At 63.5% G+C, this 20,337-nt stretch carries 20 protein-coding genes; 9 read left to right on the top strand and 11 right to left on the bottom strand.

The features are described from left to right. Positions 1-31 precede the first annotated feature (31 nt). From MTX35_RS13185 to MTX35_RS13175, 3 genes are all read right to left on the bottom strand, one after another. Positions 32-496, bottom strand: coding sequence for a nucleoside deaminase (locus MTX35_RS13185; protein ID WP_243595411.1), 465 nt, complete (start codon positions 494-496; stop codon positions 32-34). 136 nt (positions 497-632) lie between these two features. Beyond that, complete coding sequence (locus MTX35_RS13180) at positions 633-1,010, bottom strand: hypothetical protein (protein WP_032384867.1); 378 nt, start codon at positions 1,008-1,010, stop codon at positions 633-635. Next, positions 1,007-1,828, bottom strand: a complete 822-nt coding sequence (locus tag MTX35_RS13175; RefSeq protein WP_243595410.1) for a hypothetical protein — start codon at positions 1,826-1,828, stop codon at positions 1,007-1,009. The genes MTX35_RS13180 and MTX35_RS13175 overlap by 4 nt, the downstream gene beginning before the upstream one ends. 365 nt (positions 1,829-2,193) lie before the next feature. On the opposite strand from MTX35_RS13175, the gene MTX35_RS13170 reads away from it, so the two are divergent. Both MTX35_RS13170 and MTX35_RS13165 read left to right on the top strand, forming a co-directional pair. Continuing rightward, the gene (locus tag MTX35_RS13170; RefSeq protein ID WP_243595409.1) at positions 2,194-3,939 is read left to right on the top strand and encodes a TerD family protein; all 1,746 of its coding nucleotides are present in this window, start codon (positions 2,194-2,196) and stop codon (positions 3,937-3,939) included. Positions 3,940-4,070: 131 nt separating this feature from the next. Further along, the gene (locus MTX35_RS13165) at positions 4,071-4,358 is read left to right on the top strand and encodes a hypothetical protein (RefSeq protein WP_243595408.1); all 288 of its coding nucleotides are present in this window, start codon (positions 4,071-4,073) and stop codon (positions 4,356-4,358) included. Between the two features lie 7 nt (positions 4,359-4,365). Here the strand turns inward: MTX35_RS13165 and aztA are convergent, their stop codons facing one another. Further along, on the bottom strand, positions 4,366-5,013 hold the full coding sequence (gene aztA, locus MTX35_RS13160) for a zinc ABC transporter ATP-binding protein AztA (protein ID WP_243595407.1): 648 nt from the start codon (positions 5,011-5,013) through the stop codon (positions 4,366-4,368). Between the two features lie 21 nt (positions 5,014-5,034). On the opposite strand from aztA, the gene aztB reads away from it, so the two are divergent. The 4 genes from aztB to aztD all read left to right on the top strand — a co-directional run bounded on the left by aztB (position 5,035) and on the right by aztD (position 9,357). After that, the gene (gene aztB, locus MTX35_RS13155) at positions 5,035-5,859 is read left to right on the top strand and encodes a zinc ABC transporter permease AztB (protein ID WP_243595406.1); all 825 of its coding nucleotides are present in this window, start codon (positions 5,035-5,037) and stop codon (positions 5,857-5,859) included. 62 nt (positions 5,860-5,921) lie between these two features. Beyond that, positions 5,922-7,145 (top strand): hypothetical protein, encoded by a 1,224-nt coding sequence (locus MTX35_RS13150; RefSeq protein ID WP_243595405.1) that lies wholly within the window; start codon positions 5,922-5,924, stop codon positions 7,143-7,145. Continuing rightward, on the top strand, positions 7,142-8,038 hold the full coding sequence (aztC, locus tag MTX35_RS13145) for a zinc ABC transporter substrate-binding protein AztC (protein ID WP_243595404.1): 897 nt from the start codon (positions 7,142-7,144) through the stop codon (positions 8,036-8,038). Before MTX35_RS13150 ends, aztC begins: the two co-directional genes overlap by 4 nt. 83 nt (positions 8,039-8,121) lie before the next feature. After that, positions 8,122-9,357, top strand: a complete 1,236-nt coding sequence (aztD, locus tag MTX35_RS13140) for a zinc metallochaperone AztD (protein ID WP_243595403.1) — start codon at positions 8,122-8,124, stop codon at positions 9,355-9,357. 79 nt (positions 9,358-9,436) lie between these two features. Here the strand turns inward: aztD and MTX35_RS13135 are convergent, their stop codons facing one another. The 5 genes from MTX35_RS13135 to MTX35_RS13115 all read right to left on the bottom strand — a co-directional run bounded on the left by MTX35_RS13135 (position 9,437) and on the right by MTX35_RS13115 (position 15,607). Beyond that, positions 9,437-11,062 carry a long-chain fatty acid--CoA ligase gene (locus MTX35_RS13135; protein WP_243595402.1) on the bottom strand — a complete coding sequence of 542 codons (1,626 nt, stop codon included), beginning with the start codon at positions 11,060-11,062 and terminating at the stop codon, positions 9,437-9,439. A 67-nt stretch (positions 11,063-11,129) separates the two neighbouring features. Beyond that, positions 11,130-12,209, bottom strand: a complete 1,080-nt coding sequence (locus tag MTX35_RS13130; protein ID WP_243595401.1) for an alpha/beta hydrolase — start codon at positions 12,207-12,209, stop codon at positions 11,130-11,132. 72 nt (positions 12,210-12,281) lie between these two features. Then, the gene (locus tag MTX35_RS13125; RefSeq protein WP_243595400.1) at positions 12,282-13,166 is read right to left on the bottom strand and encodes a hypothetical protein; all 885 of its coding nucleotides are present in this window, start codon (positions 13,164-13,166) and stop codon (positions 12,282-12,284) included. Between the two features lie 70 nt (positions 13,167-13,236). Then, positions 13,237-14,592: an L-fuculokinase gene (locus tag MTX35_RS13120; RefSeq protein WP_243595399.1), complete on the bottom strand. Its 1,356-nt coding sequence runs from the start codon at positions 14,590-14,592 to the stop codon at positions 13,237-13,239. A gap of 10 nt (positions 14,593-14,602) precedes the next feature. After that, positions 14,603-15,607 (bottom strand): LacI family DNA-binding transcriptional regulator, encoded by a 1,005-nt coding sequence (locus MTX35_RS13115; protein ID WP_243595398.1) that lies wholly within the window; start codon positions 15,605-15,607, stop codon positions 14,603-14,605. A 102-nt stretch (positions 15,608-15,709) separates the two neighbouring features. Here MTX35_RS13115 and MTX35_RS13110 point away from each other — a divergent pair, with 102 nt between their 5' ends. Beyond that, positions 15,710-16,264, top strand: a complete 555-nt coding sequence (locus MTX35_RS13110; protein ID WP_243595397.1) for an AAA family ATPase — start codon at positions 15,710-15,712, stop codon at positions 16,262-16,264. Here the strand turns inward: MTX35_RS13110 and MTX35_RS13105 are convergent. Both MTX35_RS13105 and MTX35_RS13100 read right to left on the bottom strand, forming a co-directional pair. Beyond that, a complete protein-coding gene (locus tag MTX35_RS13105) occupies positions 16,249-17,256 on the bottom strand; it encodes a LacI family DNA-binding transcriptional regulator (RefSeq protein ID WP_243595396.1) in 1,008 nt (335 codons plus the stop codon). The genes MTX35_RS13110 and MTX35_RS13105 overlap by 16 nt on opposite strands. A gap of 31 nt (positions 17,257-17,287) precedes the next feature. Then, on the bottom strand, positions 17,288-18,013 hold the full coding sequence (locus MTX35_RS13100) for an SDR family oxidoreductase (RefSeq protein ID WP_243595395.1): 726 nt from the start codon (positions 18,011-18,013) through the stop codon (positions 17,288-17,290). A 405-nt stretch (positions 18,014-18,418) separates the two neighbouring features. Between MTX35_RS13100 and MTX35_RS13095 the strand changes: the two genes are divergently transcribed. Continuing rightward, entirely contained in the window at positions 18,419-19,198 is a 780-nt protein-coding gene (locus MTX35_RS13095) for an ATP-binding cassette domain-containing protein (protein WP_243595394.1), read from the top strand. After that, the gene (locus tag MTX35_RS13090) at positions 19,195-20,292 is read left to right on the top strand and encodes an ABC transporter permease (protein WP_243595393.1); all 1,098 of its coding nucleotides are present in this window, start codon (positions 19,195-19,197) and stop codon (positions 20,290-20,292) included. The genes MTX35_RS13095 and MTX35_RS13090 overlap by 4 nt, the downstream gene beginning before the upstream one ends. Positions 20,293-20,337 lie beyond the last annotated feature (45 nt).

Genomic DNA, 20,337 nt, shown 5'->3' with positions numbered 1-20,337 from the left:
AGCACAGACGGAACCGGTTCGGCGGCACCGCTCATGCGTCCTCCCCGATGTCCTCGAGCCACAAGCTCGGGCGCTCCGCGAGCATGCGTTCCATCAGTTGCATGCATTCGACGTTGTCGACGACGTCGACCTGCACGCCGTGCTCGCGTAGCAAGCTCTCCGATGTCTCGAACGAGCGGTTCTCACCGACGACGATCCGAGGAATCTCGTACAGCAGAGCGGTTCCCGCGCACATGAAGCATGGCGACAACGTGGTGTAGAGCACCGACTTTCGGTACACCGACGCCGGAAGCCGCCCCGCTCGCTCGATGCAGTCGGTTTCTCCATGACGGATTGCGCTGTCCATCTGGACTCGGCGGTTCCGACCGACCGCAAGAACTTCGCCATCGTGAACGAGTGCCGCGCCTATGGGAACCCCGCCCTCCTCCCAACCGATCCTCGCCTGTTCGAGTGCAAGTGCGAGAAAGTACTGGTCTCCGCGCAATGGACTGTTCACATGCTCTCCTCGGTGTTCAAAAACAGCGTATTCAATTCGTGTCCTCGAAAGGACCTGGGTGCCTCCCATAGCAAGGGGTACCGAGAATGCGATCGAGATCGGATGTCGGCGCGGCCATGAGCATTGCGTTCCGACGTCAGCCGAAGGCGATGCGAAGCCCGACGCTCGCGGTGGCCCCACCGGCGCTGAGGATGAAGTTGTGCCGTCCTTCGTCGCGGAACACCATTTGCATCGGTAGGAACCAGAAGCGATTCTCCCCGGTGAAGCCGGCACCGGGGATCTGAAGGCCACGTTGATTGACGATGTGTTCGCCGTTCGCGTCGAGCACTTCGAGTGTCGCGGGAAAGTCCTTACCGATGTCGTCGGGTCCCGTCTGCAGCAGCGCGACCAGTCGGCATTCGAGCATGCGGGTGTCGCGTGGAACCGTGCAGGTATCCCAGACGCCGCCGAGAATGTCGAGCATGTCTTCGCTGACCCGTGCGTACTCCGCGAAAAACAACCCGGTGATGATCATCGGCTGGTGTCATCCGTTTCGTAGTAGGGAAGTGATGTCATCGCATCCAGAACTGCCGGGCGAAAAGGGTGCGGCACTGTGTACTTGCCGTCGCAGACCAACCACCCGTCGGCAATGAATTGCTCCAGCATGCCGCGAAGTATCAACGCCGCGATGTGTTCGTACAGATCCCCGGCACCGACCGGGCCGACTGCCGGGAGCCGCGTCCGCGGAGTGCTCGTCATCGCGGCGAGAACGATCTGTCCGGCAACGACATCGACGGCCGGGGACGGACGGAGGGGATCCTCGCTGAAGAAGTGACGACCGATGACGTGCGAGAGTGCCGTTCGGTGAGCGGCCAGGGAGCTGGCAAGTGAGTGGGCAAACTGATGGGCATGTGGACCGGGAACGGCTGTGGTGGAGGTCAACTCGATCAGTCCGGCCGCCTTCGCCGCATCCCACAGTGTCATCAACCCTGGGATCTCGAGCATCGATCTCGACCTCGATGCCCGCCCATCCAACTCCACGCCGACGGCTTTCGCGAGCTCGCGAACCGACCCTGGCCGCGGAACACCCGTGCCGGTGATCGGTCGTGACGTACCGAGCCAGACGAGAAGCGAGCGAAGCTGCGCTATCGGCTTCGACGCGGTCAGCGCTGCCAACTCTTCGTCGGCGTCTGGCGTTGCGGGCTCGATGCCGTGGGGCGTCACCCGTTCGACCGGGGACTCGACTGCTGGCTCGACATCGTCGGCCAAGTCCGCCGTGGTGGTACGAGATTCCCGGCGACCGAACAGTGGAATCACTTCGGCGAGGTCGCGATCTGTGCGGTGCGGAGTCACACGCACATCTTATGGAAGACGCGGGGGCTCGCGCCTTCTCGACTCTTTCCCGGAAGAAGAGCGAGCTGGTGCGATGAGCGTGCGTCGACTACGCGACATGTTGGGTCTGTGAAGAACGAGTCGGTGTTCTAGGCGTCAGGGTCAGGACAGCTCGGTGCAGCGTGGATTGCGCTTATGCCTTCTGTCTAAGGCGTAAGCAAGCAGAATGTGGCATCGGACATGCATCCCGGGTGCTTATGCATGCGTTCCCATGCCTAAGGCGCGATCTGCTCACACTGGCTGCGCCAGCCCAATTCGACTCGTGACGAGCAGTCCGTACGGCATAGTGACCTCCATTGTCCGACGCGGTCGAAGGGGGAAGCTCTGTGAGGAACGCGCTCAGAAGCGGCAGCGACAAGTGGGTCGTCGTCGATGTCGAGACCTCGGGTCTGAAGGCATCCCGTGATCGGGTGCTCAGCGTGGCCGCCATGACGGTCGACGAGGACGGACGCGTCGGACGCGAACTGTCGACTCTGGTCAACCCGGGCTGCGATCCGGGTCCGGTACACATCCACAAACTGACGCCCGAACGGCTTGCCGGCGCGCCGACGTTCGACATGATCGCCCCGCAGCTCATGGATCTGCTCGACGGTCGAACCATGGTCGCGCACAACGCAAGTTTCGACCACGGCTTCCTGAAGCTCGAATCGATGCGTGCGGGCATCGACATGCCGACGAAGCAACGATTGTGCACCGTGGCATTGTCGAGGCGACTGCAACTCGACACTCCCAACCACAAGCTATCCACTTTGGCCGCGCACTGGAAAGTGCTGCAGTCCAATGCGCACGACGCCTACGACGATGCCCGCGTGCTGGCGCAGATTTTCACTCACAGTGCTCGATTGGCCAGGTCGCTCGAACTTCCCCTACCCGTCGTCACGTGCACCGAGCGTCTGACGCTGTATCCGGATACCGTTCCTCGAACGCATTGCACGTGGGAGAACCCCGGTCCACTCACCGAGGACGGCGGTCTGATTCAGGGCATGCGAGTCGTGATCAGCGGCGACACGCGCATTCCGCGGTTGCGTTTGGCCGCTCAGGTCACCGAAGCGGGCTTGGACGTGATGAACTCCGTCAGCCGATTCACCAGTGTGGTGGTGTGTTCGGATCCCGCTACGGAAAGCCGGAAGGTCGAGCGCGCTCGGGCCCATGGACTTCGGATACTCTCGGAGTCCGAACTGCTCGACCTACTACGGGATGTGCAACCAGGAACGTCGAAAGGTACTCGGCCGCAAGTCCAGCCGAAGCCACCCGTGCAGCAGCCCGATCCCGTCGCCAGGCCCTGGCAGGCCAGAAGGATCCTGGTCATGGGTGGTTCGCACGCTGAGTCCGTGCTGATGCGTTCCCGTCTGATTCAACTCGGTGCGACACCGGCTGTGAACCTCAGCGCGGGCGTGACCGACATCCTGATTCTGGACGGCGGCGATGGGGACCCCCGGATGCCGAAAGTGAAAGAACGGGATCTCACGTTGCTGACACCAGCGGCGATAGACCGAGAGCTGAATATCGAGGTGCCTGCTCCGCTTCCGGCGCGGCGGTCCCGAATTGCCCCGCTGGTGCCACGGGGTGGCGTCGTCGACCTCGACCCTGATCAGACAATGCTGACGGTCAACAGTTCCTGGCGCGCCGAGGACTCCGATCAGGTCGGCGTCGACGTCGTCGCATTCCTGGTCGACGACGACGAATTGGTGTCCAGTGACGAGGATTTCGTGTTCTACAACGCTCCGGCCACTTCGGATGGTGCTGTGTCGATGTCGATCGACGGTGACAGTGAGCAGGGTGTGCGGATCGACCTGGCACTCGTTCCCGAGGACTGCGCCCGCATCGTCATTGCCGCAGCCATAGACGGCGACAAGACGTTCGGAGACGTCGGTGCCGTGTCGGTATCGCTCGATGGAGTCGAGTCGACTGTCGCCACGGCGGTGCTCGACGCGGCCACGACCGAACAGTCGATGTTGCTCGCCGAGATCTACCGCCGGGGGAGCGGTTGGCGCTTCCGGCCCATCGGCCAGGGTTACGACGACGGATTGGCGGAACTGGCTGTGCGTTACGGCGTCGAGGTCGACAGCTAGCTGACCTTCCTCACTCGGAAGTGGTAACGCGACTCGTTGCTTGCGCGACGTCACCCATGAAGGGATCGAGTCGGTGACCGAATACGGCCTCCGACGTTTGTGCAGCCCGTACCGCCGACGAAAGGCCCTCCATGAACCGCACCAGCCGACGCATTGCAGTAATGACCGGACTCCTCGCGCTTCCGATTGCAGCCGGAGCCACGATGGGAGTTGCGACCGCCGGTGCCGCCGAGTGGCACTACGGTCCCGTCTATCGCGCCGAGCAGTCCGGGGAAGGTGGGCAGTACTTCTGCAACAAGGCGCTGTCGCTCGAAAAGGCCTCACAGTCCTACATCGTGGTGCCGTGCACCAACGTCGAGAACACCGATACGTGGTACCGAATCGTTGTGAACCCCTACAACTGGGGTTGGAGCGGGTAGCGCGACACTACCGAGTGATCGACAAGACCTCACCGCGTGCCAGGGTGATGGTCGTATCGGCGCGGCCCGCACTGTCTGCGTCGTGTGTCGCGACCACCACAACTGCGCCGCGACCGACCTCCTCGTCGATCACTCCGTCGATGATCTGTCGCGCCTCGGCATCGAGGCCGGTGGTGGGCTCGTCGAGCAGTACGAGTTCACCCTGCTCGACGAGTGCTTGAGCGAGTAGCGCGCGTTGACGTTGCCCGCCGGAAAGTGCCGAGAGTCGTCGTGAGCGCAGCGCGGTCAGTCCCAGTCGCTCGAGCGCGAGGTCCACGGATCGGCGATCATCGGCGGACGCACGCCCAAGCAGGCCGCGCCGAGGCCAGGTGCCCATGGCGACGACCTCGCCGACGCTGAGAGCCATCCGGTCGTCGACCTCGCTGCGTTGGGGTACGTACGTGACGCGTCGCATGCCGGTATGCACAGACCCTGTCGATGGCTCCACGATTCCGGCCAGAACTTGCAGCAGCGTCGACTTTCCAGAGCCGTTGTGTCCGACAAGAGTTGTGAGAGAACCGGGTTCGAAAAGGGCGCTCACGTCGTGCAAAGCGGTCGTGTTTCGATACCGAACGGAAAGGGACTGCACGACTACTGATTCGCTCACGATAATCATTATCGCATAGGGTTCGGTCTCGTGGATTGGCTACTGGACCCCTTCGCTGTCTCGTTCGTTCAGCGTGCCCTTGTTGCGGGAATGCTCGTCTCGATTCTGTGCGCCCTCGTCGGAACCTGGGTTGTGTTGCGCGGCATGGCATTTCTGAGCGAGGCGGTGTCGCACGGCATGCTCCCCGGGGTCGCCGTCGCGTATCTTCTCAGTGCCAACCTCCTCGTCGGAGCCGCCATCAGCGCGGTCGCGATGATCGGGGGAGTGGCCTGGGTGACGCGCAATTCGCGATTGTCCGAGGACACCGGAATCGGCTTGTTGTTCGTCGGAATGTTGGCTCTCGGGGTGGTGATCGTCTCGCGGGCGCGGTCGTTCGCCAACGATCTGACGTCGTTCCTGTTCGGCGATGTGCTGTCGGCGACCTACGCCGACCTGGTCTTCCTGGTCGTGGCATCGGCGGTTGCACTTGCGGTGTCGGTGCTCGCGTACCGACCGTTCGTTGCTCTGGTGTTCGACGAGCGCAAAGCTCACACGTTCGGGTTCCGGCCTCGCCTCGCGCATATCGTGCTGCTGGCTCTGGTGGTGTTGGCGGTTGTCGCCTCCTTCCGCATCGTGGGGACGTTGTTGGTGTTCGGATTGCTGGTGGCCCCGTCTGCCACTGCATATCTGTTCGGCCGGTCCATTGCCGTGTCGATGATCATCGCGACGCTCCTCGGATGGTCGGCCACGGTGTTCGGCCTACTCGTGTCCTGGAACGCCGACACCGCGGCCGGTGCGACAATCGCCGGCCTTGCGGTGCTGCAGTTCTTCGTCGTGGCCGCTGCTCGATCGGCTCGGGAGTCGATTCGGAAATAAGCCGAAGAATGGTCTAACGTAAACGACAATCGTTATCAATAAATTGTTTGGAGTGGGTGCGCGTGCGTAGAAGTGTTTTGACCCTCGGAGTCGTCGGACTGGTCGTCGCCGGGTGCGGCAGTACCGACACCGCCCAGGACTCGCCCGTCGAGTCGACTGGTTCCGCTCAGCCGGGCAGCGACCTGGCGGCCGAGGCCGGGTCCACCGAAGTGCAAGGTCCCCAGCCGAGGCTCGTTGTGGCCGATGCGGATTCCGGCAAGATCGATGTGCTCGATCTCGCCACCGAAGCGACCGTGCATTCGTTCGACGTCGAGAATGCATCGCGCGTCACGACGATCAACGGCCGCTACATCGTCGCGACAGACGATGACCGAGCACGTTTTCTCGACCCGGGTTCGTGGACCATCGAGCACGGCGACCACTCGCACTCGTACACCAAGGATCCCGTCGATCTCGGGGCACTCGAGGGAGAAAGCCCCGCCCACGTCATCGCGGGAGATCGGAAGGTTGCAGTCTTCTTCGACGGTGCCGGTACGGCGGATGTCGTCGATTTCGATTCTCTCGGTGCAGGTGACACGGCGGTCGCAGCAACCGTCGACACCGATCCCCACCACGGCATTGCCGTCCCGTTGTCCGATCACGTGGTCGTCTCGACCGGTGGCACCGAGGACGATCTGCCCACCGGGCTCGAGCTACGCGACTCCGCGGGCAATCCTGTTCGTGCGCTGGATGCTTCGTGCCCCGAGATGCACGGCGAGGCGGTGTTCTCGAGCTATTTCGTGGTGGCCTGCGCCGACGGCGTGGTCAAGGTGGACGCGACGAACGACGAGTTCTCCACCATGAAGTTCGCGTATCCGAACCCGGACGCTCGCGCGTTCACCTTCGCCGAAGGAACGCGCGGCTCGCTGGTCGCGGCCCCGACCGAGACCGGCGTGCTGGTGCTCGACACCAGAACCGGCGAGTGGGTTCAGGCCCGCATTGAGCTCGAGTCGCTCTCGACCGGTGTGTCGAGCGACGGCAAGACCATTCTGTCTCTGCAGGCCGACGGCACGTTTCGAGTGTTCGACGCCATCACCGGGGCCGAAATGTCCTCGACGCCAGTGCTGTCGGCACCCTACGACGAGGCCGACCCCGCGCCGTCGCTTCACGTGGCAGGCACCCGCGCCTACGTCGCAGACCCTGCTGGGAAGGCCGTGATCGAAATCGACTATCGAGACAGCGGCCGCGTTGCGCGCACATTCGACTTCGATTTCATGCCCGCCTCGATCGGTGTGGTCGGATCGTGAAACGGGCTCTGGTATTGGCATTGCCGGTGCTTCTGCTGCTGAGCGCGTGCTCCGATTCCGGGACCTCGGGGGCACCGACGATAGTGGTGACCACCAACATTCTCGGCGACATAACCTCGAACATCGTCGGCGATCAGGCCGAGGTGATGGTGCTCATGCCGCCGAACTCCGACCCACATTCGTTCGACATCTCGGCCTCGGACGCCGCGCGCGTCTCGCGAGCCGATCTGGTGATAGCAAACGGGCTGGGGTTGGAGGAGGGCATCGTGTCGACTGTCGATGCGGCCCGCGCGGAGGGGATCCCGATTGTCGAGGCCGGCCCGGCCGCCGACCCGATTCCGTATGTGAGCGGGCAATCGACTGGGACGCAGGACCCGCACATCTGGACCGACCCGGAACGGATGCGCGACGTGGTCGCATTGATCCGAGACGCGATCACGAACAACATCGACGGCGTTGATGTCGATTCTGCTGCTACCGAATATGATTCGCGACTGGTCGAACTCGACGCCCGAATGGCCGAGCAGTTCGATGCGATTGCTCCCGAGAAGCGCAAGCTCGTGACCAATCATCACGTGTTCGGTTACCTGGCGGAGCGTTACGGATTCGAGGTGGTGGGGGCTGTGATTCCCAGCGGGACCACTCTTGCGTCACCCAGTGCATCCGACCTGTCGGAGCTCGCCGACACCGTACGGAAGGCAGGCGTTCGGACGATCTTCGTCGACACCTCGCAACCGGATCGACTGGCGCAGGTGATGGCGTCGGAGGCGGGGGTTCGGATCGACGTCGTCTCGCTGTACACCGAATCGCTCGGAGACGAGAATTCCGAGGCTCCGACATATCTCGACATGATGGAGTTCAACACTGCCGCCATCGCCATCGGTCTGTCCTAGAGTCGAAAGGCGTTGTGACACATGCAATCGTGCGCATCAAGCTCTTTGACAATCGTTTGCAAAAACCTGTACTTCTTTGAGTCATGAAGAACTATCGCACTCAACGAACTGTCGGCGCAGTCATCGCCTTGGGCGCCTCGGTGGCCCTCCTTGCGGCCTGCTCGTCGGACTCGGCCACCGAAGCAGAAGCCACCACAACTGCCGAAACCGCAGCAGCGCAGAGCGTCTCGGAAACGACGCCGCGTATTGCCACCAGCTACGACGGCGGAGTACTGATTCTCGACGCCCAGACTCTGGATACCGTCGAGGACATCAGCGGTATCGAGGGATTCACTCGTCTCAACCCGGCTGGAGACGGCCGCCATGTGTTCGTCAGCGGTTCAGGCGCATTCACGGCGCTCGATGCCGGCACCTGGACCGAAGGCTCGGAGCATTACACCTCGACCCCCGCCTTGACCGACATCGCGTTCGATGCCACAACTCCGGGACACGTCGTCCGTCACGACGGTAAGACCGTCCTGTTCGACGACGGCACCGGCAAGGTCGAGGCGTTCGATTCCGCGGCACTGCTCACGGGTAGCAAGCCCGAGACCGAGGTTTACACCACGCCCGAGGCGCATCACGGCGTGGCCGTGGAGCTCTCGGACGGATCGCTGTTGACGACAGTAGGCAACGAGGACGAGCGCACCGGCATCGTCGTGCTCGACGCCGACCGCAAGGAGATCGCTCGCAACGAAGAATGCCCCGGCGTGCACGGCGAAGCCGTGGCCGCCGACGAGACCGTCGTAGTCGGCTGCGAGGACGGATTGCTGATCTACCGCAACGGTGCCATCACCAAGGTGCAGAGCCCGGATGCCTACGGCCGCATCGGTAACCAGGCCGGCGACGAGGAGTCACCCATCCTCCTCGGCGACTACAAGGTCGATCCCGATGCAGAACTCGAGCGTCCCACCCGCGTGTCGCTGACGAACACGGTCACCGGCGAATTGTCGCTCGTCGACCTCGGCACCAGCTACACGTTCCGCTCTCTCGGGCGTGGCCCGGCCGGTGAGGCCATCGTCCTCGGTACCGATGGTGCGCTGCACGTCATCGACGTGAACACCAAGGCCGTCACACGCACCATTCCGGTGGTCGACGCGTGGGAAGAGCCCACCGAATGGCAGGAGCCGCGGCCGGCTCTGTTCGTCCAGGGCGACACCGCTTACGTGTCCGAGCCTGCCGACAACTCAGTGCATGCTGTGGACCTGGCTACGGGAACGGTCACGGCCACCGGCGAACTCGCTCACACACCCAACGAACTGACCGGAGTGACCGGATAGTCTTCGACACGATACAAGCCCGGTCGCTGCTGACACATCGCATCGACCGGGCTTGTCGCACAAGAGTGAGGTGATGTCGCTACACCAACTCGATGACCTCCAACGCTCCGTCGGCATGGGAACTCCGCAGCCTCTTCTTGTCGTATTTGCCGACACTGGTTTTCGGGACCTCGTCGATGAAGGTCCAACGTTCGGGCAACTGCCAATGCGCGACGCGACTGTCGAGGAACTCTCTCAGTTCTTCGGCCGTCACCGACGCACCCTCGCGCACGACGACGGCGACCAGAGGCCGTTCGTCCCACTTCGAATCGGGCACGCCGATGACTGCGGCCTCGCGTACGGCGGGATGGCCCATCACCTGGTTCTCGAGTTCCACCGACGAGATCCACTCGCCACCGGACTTGATGATGTCCTTCGAGCGATCCGTCAGGCGCAGGTAGCCGCCCTCGGAGATGGTTCCCACGTCACCGGTGCGCAGCCAACCGTCGTCGAACTTGTCGTCCGCATCGGCTCGGTAGTAGCTGCCGGTGATCCATGGGCCACGCACCTCGAGTTCGCCGACGGTCTTGCCGTCCCACGGCAACACCTCACCGGCATCGCCGACGAGTCGTGCTCGCACGCCGGCAACGAATCGTCCTTGCGTGCAGCGCAAGTCGAACTCGTCCTCCGGGGACAGGCCGGCGTCGGGCTTGCCGGAGGTGCCCAGCGGCGAGGTCTCGGTCATGCCCCACGCCTGCGAGATGTGCACGCCGTACTTCTCGTGGAATGCCTTCATCAGGCTCGGTGGGCACGCGGCACCGCCGACCACCACGTCACGCAGACTCGACAGATCCGCCGGGTGCTCGTCCAGGTGAGAGAGCAGAGCCTGCCAGATGGTCGGAACGGCCGCAGCGGCTGTCGGCCGCAGAGTCGACATCATCTCCGCCAACGGGGCAGGCTGGAGGAACCTGTCGGGCATGATCAGAGACGCACCGACCATCAGCGCTGCGTAGGGCAAACCCCACGACATCGCGTGGAACATCGGCACGATTGCCAACACCTTGTCGGACTGCGCGATTGCCATCGCGTCGGTCATGCAGGCCTGCATCGAGTGCAGGTAGATCGAGCGATGCGAATACACCACGCCCTTGGGGTCGCCGGTCGTGCCCGAGGTGTAACACATTGCGGCAGCTGATCGTTCGTCGAGCTCGGGCCAGTCGAACTCCTCTGGCTGACTCCTCAGCAAATCCTCGTAGCCCAGCACCTCGATACCGTCGGGCGCTGTGACCTGCGCCGGATCGGCCCCCACGACAACGAGGTGTCGCACGGTCTCGAACGTCGGCAGCAGGGGCGTCAGCAGGGGGAGCAGGCTCGCGTCGGCGATGATCACCTGGTCCTCGGCATGATTGACGATGTAGGTGAGCTGCTCGGGGAAGAGCCGAATGTTCAGCGTGTGCAGCACTGCGCCCATCGCGGGAATGGCCATGTAGGCCTCCATGTGCGGGGCGTTGTTCCACATGAAGGTTCCGACGCGCTGATCGTCGTCGATGCCGATCGACCGGAGACCGTGCGCGAGTTGCGCTGCCCGCCTTCCCAACTCCCCGAAGGTCACCGTGGTGGGTCCGCTGTCGGTCCAGGTGGTTATCTCGGCCGAGGAGTGAATGGACGTCCCGAATCGAACCAGCTGGCCGATGGACAGTGGGGTGTCCTGCATGGTGCTCTTCATCGATCTCGCTCCTGAAGTCTCGGCATCACATCGGTGTGCTGCGCGTCACACCCTGCACGATACGGACTTACTCGGACGCGTGGTCGCGGGTACCTCGAATTCGGGTGTCGACCTCGCGAACGGTGTCACGATAGATGTCCGACGCGGGATCGATAACGGCGAAATGGCCGCCTGGGCCCTCGATCGAGGCGACCGAGTCGGAACCGGCCGACGCCGCGGCGTAGTACGCCCGGCTGATCTCGAGCAGATTGGGATCGTCGTCCAGGGCACTCACCACAAGATGCGGGACGCCGAGCGGAAGCCTCGAGATCGGCGACGATGCCTCGTACGTCTCCTGCGCACCGGCGAATCGCGCACCGATCGCATTCGACACCGCACCCTCGCCGAGCCAGCGCTCATCGCCGACCCGCAGATCGAGCACGCCGGCCAAGCCGACCGCTAGGGCAGGAACGACCGGCTTTCCAACCAAATCGGCCGCGGCTCGCAGTGCGAGTTGACCGCCCGCCGAATGTCCGAACAGGACTACGCGGGACAGATCCAGATCGCCGGGTGCCGTCTCCAACGCTGCGATCGCGGACGCGACATCGCCGGTCATCACATCCCACCCGTGTTCGTCGGGGCGACGATATTCGACGTTCGACGTGGCGTAGCCCCGCGCGGTCAGATCGACGGCCATCGCGTCCATCAGGTCGAATTCCCACCGCGACCGCCAATATCCACCGTGGATCAGCACGGCAACAGGAAACGGGCCGTCGCCCTCGGGCACCCGAAGTTCGACGCGTTGCTCGGGGTGGTCTCCGTAGGACAGGATCGTGCCGCGGTGGAAGCGGTGGAAGTACACGCTGTCGATCGCGAACCGCAGACCGTCGAGTCCGCGGCCGCGAATGTGCGTGCGGATGCCCGGTGATCTGTCCGGTGTGCACTGACCCAGATCGACCCGAACTGCACTGTTGTACGGAGACATGTCGATCGGGATTCCGTCACCGGGAACGACGATCACCTCATCGGGTCCGGTTGCGGCATCGACGATTTCACCGGTCAGACCACGAGCAGCGAGAGCCCGATTTGCCAATTCCTGCGCCGTCGCGAGATCGGCGAAGACGCCAGGCGCGGCGACGATATGAATGTGCTTCGAGACGTCGTTCATGGGTTCACGCTACCCAGAACGGCGTCGACCGAGCCCGAGACGGGGTGTCCGGGCTCGGTCGAAGAACGTGGATCAGTTGTCGACGGCCTCGTTCAGTTCGCGCAGTCGGGGCAGTGCGCGGTTGGTGAGTAGATCCTCGCGGGTCTCGGCGGAGAACGCCATGCTGTCCTTCCACAGCGACCGGCCCGCCATCGCTCCGCGGGCACCGTTGGCGACGGCGATGCGGACCTGCTCGATGAACGTCTCGTGATCGACGCCCGCCGAGAGCACGGCCCACGGAACACCCTGTGCTGCTTCGGTAACGGCTGCACAGGCCTCGGCGGAACCGGGGTAGGGGAGCTTGAGTACCTTGGCACCGCACTCGACCGAGATGCGCGTGGAGTCGGCGATGATCTTGCCGAATCCGGCCTTGTAGTCCTCGTCGGACTCGTTCTCGAGCTGGTAGGTGAGGATCTCGACGATGAGGAGTAGACCCTCGGCGGAGCACGCCTTGACGAGGTCGCGGATCTCCTCGGCCACGCGGGAATCGACGCCCTGCTTCTCTGGGCGCATGTAGAACAGCATCTTTGCGACGTCGCCGCCGAGGTCACGCACGACGCGGGGGGTGACGCCGTCCACGAAGCGGGTGTAGCGCAGACCATCGGTCTCCTCGAAGCCCGATGCATCCATGCCGACCACCAAAGCGGTGCCCCGCGAAAGCACACCGTCGTCGACGATCTTCGGCAGTGCCACCTCCGGGTCCAGCAGGATCGCCGGTGCGTGATTGCCGAGGTAGCGAACCAGATCGGCCTTGGCTTCGGCGAGCTGCTCGACGGTGATCGAGCCCGGTCCGTCGGTGGCGTCCTTCATGACGGCCTTCATGCCGTTGCGCTGATCTCCGGCGACGATGAGCATGTTGCCGTCTGCGGTGGAGATGGCAGCCATTCCGCGACGTTCGAGTGTGGTGAGTTCGTTCATCTTCTTCTCCTGGTGGGTGTTGGGGTCGAGCGCAGGTGGGACAACGTTGTCTCACTGCAGAAATGTGGGCTCATATTTCTATGAGCGTCAGTAGGCGGGCAGCGAACAGTGCTGCCCCGTAGGCGGTGTCCTGCGAACGGGTCGAGACCGAGACGCCGGGCAACACCTGAGCTCGCGCGTCTCGAACGCTGGCCATCCCGGCCCAGCCGCCGGTGAGCAATGTCGTCCGGGCGGGCGGCACCTCTGCGTCCAGTGTCTCGATGAGTCGAGCCACTTCATCGTTGCCGTGCAACAGAATCGAACGGAACAGCTCGGCCGAATCGATTCCGTCGGTGCGGACCGTGATGGACAGAACGCCGTCGTCGTTGCGGGCACCCGCGATGTCGATACCGCCGTCGGTGAACGGCCCACCCGCAGGCAAGGCGCACACTCGCTGATCCAGCAGATCGCGCCCGGCTCTGTCGGTGATGTCGCACAGCTGCAATGCCCGTCGCATCAACAGTCCGGTCTTGACTCCGGCAACGAGGACGTGTTGGCCCGGCACCACGTGGCGCACCGAATTGATGAGATGTTCGGCCAGCCTGCTCCGTGCGGCGGTGGTCAACGGGGTGTCGAGTACCCGCAGTAGAACCTCGGCGGTACCCATCGACACGTGATACCGGTCGTGGGGGATCGCTCCGCCGGATACGGCGGAGACGAGATGATCGTGACCGGCCACGGTCAATCGAGCGCCGGCGATCGTCTCGGGAAGTGTTGTCGCGTCGGCAGTTCCGAGATCTGTTCCGGCGTCGACCAGCGGCGGCATGAAGTCGGGACCGACGCCCAAGTGTGCCAACATCTCTGCCCACGGCTCACCCGTGTCCTGATCCAGTAGTCCGGTGCGCGAACTCAGCGAGTAGTCGGCCACGGCACGCCCGCCGAGGGACAGTACGACGAACTCAGGCAAGTTGAACCAGCGAAGTCCGTTCAAGCTCAGTCCGTTGTCGCGAAGGTGTGCGATCTTGACGACGGAGACCTGCACGCCGACGGGAAGGCCAGTCTTGCCGGCGAACTGATCGCGCAATCCGGACGGCAGGTTGTCGACCTGCTGCTGACCGCGCGGATCGAACCAAGCGAAGGCCGGCGCGCGGACAACGTTGTCTTCATCGAGAAGGAAGCCCGTCTCGCCCATTCCGGACACCGCGATGGCGTCGATGCGGGCAGCCGAATCACCGGTTACGTCGGGCAGTCGACGCGCGACGGCGTACAGCAACTGCCCGATGGTGGTCAGTAAGTCCTCGGCAGCGAGGTCGGTGGTTCCGCCCGGGCCGTGTCGCCACGGTGTGGGACTCTGCTCGATGAGCAGTTCGGTGCCGGCATCGTCGGTGACGAGTACTTTGACGCCGGTGCTTCCGAGGTCCAGTCCCGCAACAAGTCTGGGGTTCACGGAGTTGGTCTCATTTCTGTACGGGTAGGGGGAGTGCATGCGAGAGTCTTTCCACCAGCGTGGTCGGTGCGACCTGTTGTTCCGGTTCGAGGTACGGATCGTCGAACCGCTGGACCAGGCGATCGAACGCGAGTGTGCCGATGCGATACGGGTCTTGGTCTATGCAGGTCACCGACGGGCTGACGGCGTCGGCGAGCGAGAAGTTACCGAATGACACCATCGCGACGTCGGTGCGATCGATCTCGTGCAGCACCGAGACCACGGCCGTGGCATGTCGTGCATTGGCGACGAAGAAGGCGGTGGGTGGGTTACGTAGTGCCAACAGCTTTTTGACCACCGGCCGCACCGAATCCGCGGCGTGGGACACCGGGGGAGCAAGTGCTGCGTCCGGCTTCTGGCCGAGGTCCGCGAGAACATCGAAGTAGGCCTCACGACGCAACTGTGCCGTCTGCAGTCGATCGTCGAAGCCGAGCAATGCAATTCGGGTGTGGCCGCCCTCGACCAGTTTCTCGACGGCGCGCTTGGCAGCGCCGTAGTCGTCGACGATGACCGAATCGAATCCTTCGATCGAACGGTCGATGGTCACCGTGGGAAGTGTTCGACGACGCGGCACGAGGAAATCGCTGTGGTCACCGACCGGCGCCAGGATGATGCCGCGGACGTGCTGGCCGGCCAGCAACGCGAGCTGGTCACGTTCGCGTTGGGCGTCGAACCCGGTGCTGCCGACGATCACCGCGAGTCCGTGTTCGAGGGCTCGATCCTCGACGGCACTGACCAGGGAAGCGAAGAACACATCGTCGATGGAGTCGACGACGATACCGATGGTGTTGCCCGATCCCGACTTCAGTGACCGTGCGGCCGAATTGGGGACGTAGTTCAGCGTCTGCACAGCGGCTTCGACGCGTTCGCGGAGCTCGGGCAAGACCGTATCCACACCGTTGACGACGCGTGAGACGGTCTTGAAGCTGACGCCTGCCAATGCGGCGACGTCTTTGATGCTTGCGCGCTCGGTCACGTGAACTCTCGATCGGAGGGGGTGTGTCCGCTCTGGGGTGGGTGCGAGACAACGTTGTCTTGTATGATTGCCGCTATGCCTCATGTCTGTCAAGACGTTTCCGTGATCGATCGCGAACGGCTGCCGGTTCTGGTCGTTGCCGGTGCTGCGGGAAGTGGCAAGACGACACTCGGTAGAGAGTTGGCGAGACGGTTCGGAACCGCCCTACTCGACTTGGATAGTCTCACCAATCCGCTTCTCGACGAGCTGGATTCGGTGTTGGACGGCCCGCACTGGAACAGTGCGGGCCCGCACTCGGAACGTATTCGAGCCGGCCGATACGCAGTGCTGCTCGCTGCTGCGCACGACCTCGTGGAGATCGGTCAGCGGCCTGTTCTGGTCGCACCCTTCACCCGCGAATTGACCGCAGGCGCGGAGTGGGAACGGCTGGTCGTGCAGCTCGCCCCCGCTGCGACGTTGGTCGTGCACGTCGACGGCTCGCCAGAGCTGTTGGCGCGCAGGCGCGCTGCGCGTGGGGCGGAGCGCGATGCACATCGGTCGCTGGACGCCCCGGCAGAGAAGCCGCTCGTTCCCCATCTGCGGGTCGATGCTGAACTGTCGACCCCGCTGCAGGTCGACCTGGTCGCGCACGCCCTCGAGGATCAGTCGCAGCGGTGATCGTTTCCGGGCGTGCAGGATCGACGCTCGATCAGCTCGACGCCGAGGATGTTGCGGCGCTTGTAGCGCTTGGTCGGATTTTCGATCCGTCCCAGTAGTCGCTCGATGGCCAATCGGCCGAGACGAGCGGGATTCTGATCGATCACCGTCACCGGTGGCATCACTGCATCGGCAAGGGGAAAGTCGCCGAATCCGACGAACGCCAGATGCAGCAAATTCATCTGCTGCAGAACAGGTACGCATGCCATCGCCACTCGCGCGTTGGACAGAAACAGTGCGGTAGGCGGACTTTCGAGGGCGGTCAGGTCGGTCAATGCCACCCGGGCATCCTCACGGTCCAACACACCCAGAGCGACGAGAGTGTCGTCGAAGTCGATTCCGCGTGCGTGCAACGACTCCCGATAACCCTCGAGCCGGTTTCGGCTGGTCGGGATGCCGGCGCTGTCACCTATGACCGCGATGCGGGTATGTCCCAGGTCGAGGAGGTGGTCGGTGGCCAACACCGCCCCGCCGTGATCGTCGTCGACGAAGCTGTCTGCCTTGAGTCCATCGGGAGCCCGATCGACGAACACCGTGGGGGTCTTGTCGATCCACCGCTCCAGGTAGGAGTGATGTGCACCGGTCGGCGCGATGATCAAACCACTCAGCTGCCTACGCAGCAGTGACTCCACCAGAGCCTGCTCCTGATCGCCGTCATGACCGAGGCTGGTGACCAGAACGGCCATGTCGTCCTCGCGGGCGCGTTCCTCGATGGCTCGTGCGATCGACGAGAAGAAGGGATCGTCGATATCGGGGACGGCGACTCCGATGGCCGCCGCCTGACCGTTGCGGAACGACGTGGCCATCGTATTGGGCACGTAGTTCAGCGAATTCAGGGCCTCGGTGACGCGGGCACGGGTATCGGGGTCGACGTGAGGGTCGTTGTTGTACACCCGTGAGACGGTCTTGGCACTGACCTTGGCCAGCGCCGCGACGTCTTGCATGGTGGTCATGATCTACCCCCGTCCGCTCGTCATCGTCTCGTCAGCGACTGGTGTAGCCGCCATCGACCGGCAACGACACTCCAGTCACCATGGAAGCATCATCGCTCAGCAGGAAGGCAATCGGCGCGGCAATCTCGTCTTCGGTGGCCCACCGTCCCAGCGGCATCTGAGCCAGGAAGGGCTCCTCGATCTCGGGGCGACCCCAGTAGAACGCAGACATCTCCGTCATCACGACGGTCGGATTGACACCGTTGACTCGAATTCCGTGTCGGCCGAGCTCGAGTGCAGAGACACGAGTGATGTTGTCCAGAGCCGCTTTCGACGAGCCGTACGAGATGTGGCCGGTGAGTGCAACCAGGCTGGCCTGGCTCGAGACGTTGACGATGGCACCGGTACCCGCCGCGATCATGGCCGGGACGGTGTACTTGATGACCAACAGTGCGCCGCGCGCATTGATGGCGATGACCTTGTCGAAGATCGAGATGTCGGTGTCTTGAGGCGTGGCGATCTCGCCGCCGAATCCTGCGCAGTTCACCACGCCGTACAGCTCGAGGCCTTCGACAGCCTCGCGGACGCTGTCCTCGGAGGTCAGGTCGAAGGCCAGGGGCGTTGCGCCTGTTTCGTCGGCCAGCTTGTTCAGTGCATCGACCGATTGGCCCGCGGCGACGACGTCGGCACCGTCGGCCATCAACCGCCGCACAGTCGCCGACCCGATGCCTCCGCTGGCACCTGTCACCAAGATCTTCCGGCCGTCGAACTTCGCCATGGGGCTCTACCTTCACTGTTTCCGAATGGTCATGTCATCGATGTCATCGGCTTCTCGGAGGCCGTGTATGTCATCGGTGTCATGGACGGTACCCCAGCCCGGTTGCGTCAGCGTAGAAATCGGCCATATCGCAAATACCTGCAGTTCAGAGACGGTACCGCTCGGTCCGATAGCCGGCCGGCAGTGCGGCTCGATCGGTGTGCAGAGTTTGTGTCATGTCACCGGTGACATGAATTTTCGCGAAACACGTGACAATGCGGGTTGCGTGGGTCACACTCGTTTACACAACGAGCCCCGCAGGGAGCTCGACCTGCCTCGCAGACCACGTCACCGACCGTGCTGCACCGGCACCGGTGGGGGTGGACATCCCGCATCCAAGCTTCTCGATTCGACCTAGGAGTATCCATGGCCAGCGTTGCACCTGTTGCGACACCGATCCTCGAAGCGAGGGGATTGTCGAGGAGCTTCGGAAACGTGCGTGCTCTCGACGACGCCGATTTCGACATCTACCCCGGCGAGGTCGTCGCCCTCATCGGCGACAACGGTGCAGGCAAGTCGACGTTGGTCAAGGCACTCTCGGGCAGCCTGGCCGTCGACACCGGCGAGATCCTGTTCGACGGCACCGCGGTCGATCTCGACAGCCCCACCGTCGCAGCCGAACTCGGCATCGAGACAGTGTTCCAGGATCTCGCTCTCGCGCCGCACCTGAACGCGCAGCAGAACATGTTCCTTGGCCGGGAACTTCCCGCGAAAGGGCTGCTCGGCCATCTCGGCTTTCTCGATGTCTCGACGATGCGCAAGCAGTCGCAGGACGCGTTGAACGAACTCGGAGCCACCGTGCGTAGCCTCACCGTTCCGGTCGGAGCCATGTCGGGTGGCCAACAGCAGGCCATTGCGATCGCGCGTGCGGTGGCCTGGGCCAAAGGTGTTGTCTTTCTGGACGAACCGACCGCAGCGCTCGGCGTGGTGCAGACCCGAAACGTGCTCGACACCATTCGCCGCGTAGCGGACAGGGGAGTGGCCGTGGTGTTCATCAGTCACTCGATGCCGCACGTGATGGAAGTTGCCGACCGGGTTCAGGTGCTGCGAATGGGCAAGCGCGTGGCGACCCTCGACGCCAAGAACACGACCATGGAAGAACTCGTCGGCGCGATGACCGGCGCAACCACCGGAGCCACACGATGACCAACCAGACCATCAGCCCCTCCCTCGAGCCGATGCCGCCCGGCGACAAACCGTCTCGCCACTCCTTCGATCTCGTCGAAGCGCTCGGTAAGTTGGCCCGGGTTCAGGTGTTCCAGATCGTGCTCGTCTTGGCTGCGATCTGTCTCGTGTTCTCGATCATGGCTCCCGGCAGCTTCCCCGAGTGGGGCAACATCCGCCAGATCATCCAGAACGTATCCATCCTGGCCGTTCTCGGAATCGGCATGACGTTCGTCATCGTCACCAGTGGCATCGATCTGTCGGTCGGCTCCGTTCTCGTCTTCTCCGGCGTCGTCTCGGCCAAGACCATGGCCGCGATCGGCGGCGACGGGTGGGGAGTAGCCGCCGTCGGAATCGTGGTGGCACTGGGGTGTGGCCTCTGCTGGGGATTGCTCAACGGTTTCCTGATCGGTAAGGCCAACGTGCCTCCGCTGATCGTGACTCTCGGGACCCTGGGTGGCGCTCTCGGGCTCTCGCAGGTCATCACCGGGGGCGTCGACATCCGCGACGTACCACCGGTTCTCGTCGACACGATCGGCTACGGGAACTTCCCGGCCACCACCATTCCCCTGATTTCGAGCATCGCATTGGTGCTCGTGGTGATCTTCGGAATCGTGCTGCATCGGACCAAGTTCGGTCTGTACACCTTTGCCGTCGGCTCCAAGGAGCAGTCTGCTCGACGCGTCGGCATCAAGGTGGACATGCACCTGGTCAAGGTCTACGCGCTCTCCGGTACCCTCGCCGGGTTTGCCGGGATTCTGTCGCTGTCCCAGTACGGCACCACCGCCATCGCCGGGCAGTCGCAGACCAACCTCAATGTCATTGCGGCAGTGGTCATCGGTGGAACGAGCCTGTTCGGCGGCATTGGCACCATGTTCGGCACCGTCGTCGGACTGTTCATCCCTGCCGTGCTGCAGAACGGCTTCGTCATCGTCGGAGTCCAGCCGTTCTGGCAGCAGGTCGCCGTCGGTGCTGTCCTCATCGCAGCGGTCTACTTCGATCAGCGTCGACGTGACGCAGCGAGCCGAGGTCAATCGCCCAGCTCACTCAAGAAACTCTGGTCCCGAAGTCCCTAGCCTCGGCCGGTCTCGAAACTCCCTCTATCGCACACCCCTTACAAG

The organism is Rhodococcus sp. ARC_M12 (assembly GCF_022810385.1).
In the GTDB taxonomy this organism is placed as follows: domain Bacteria; phylum Actinomycetota; class Actinomycetes; order Mycobacteriales; family Mycobacteriaceae; genus Rhodococcoides; species Rhodococcoides navarretei.
This window is presented reverse-complemented; position numbering and strand designations above follow the sequence as displayed.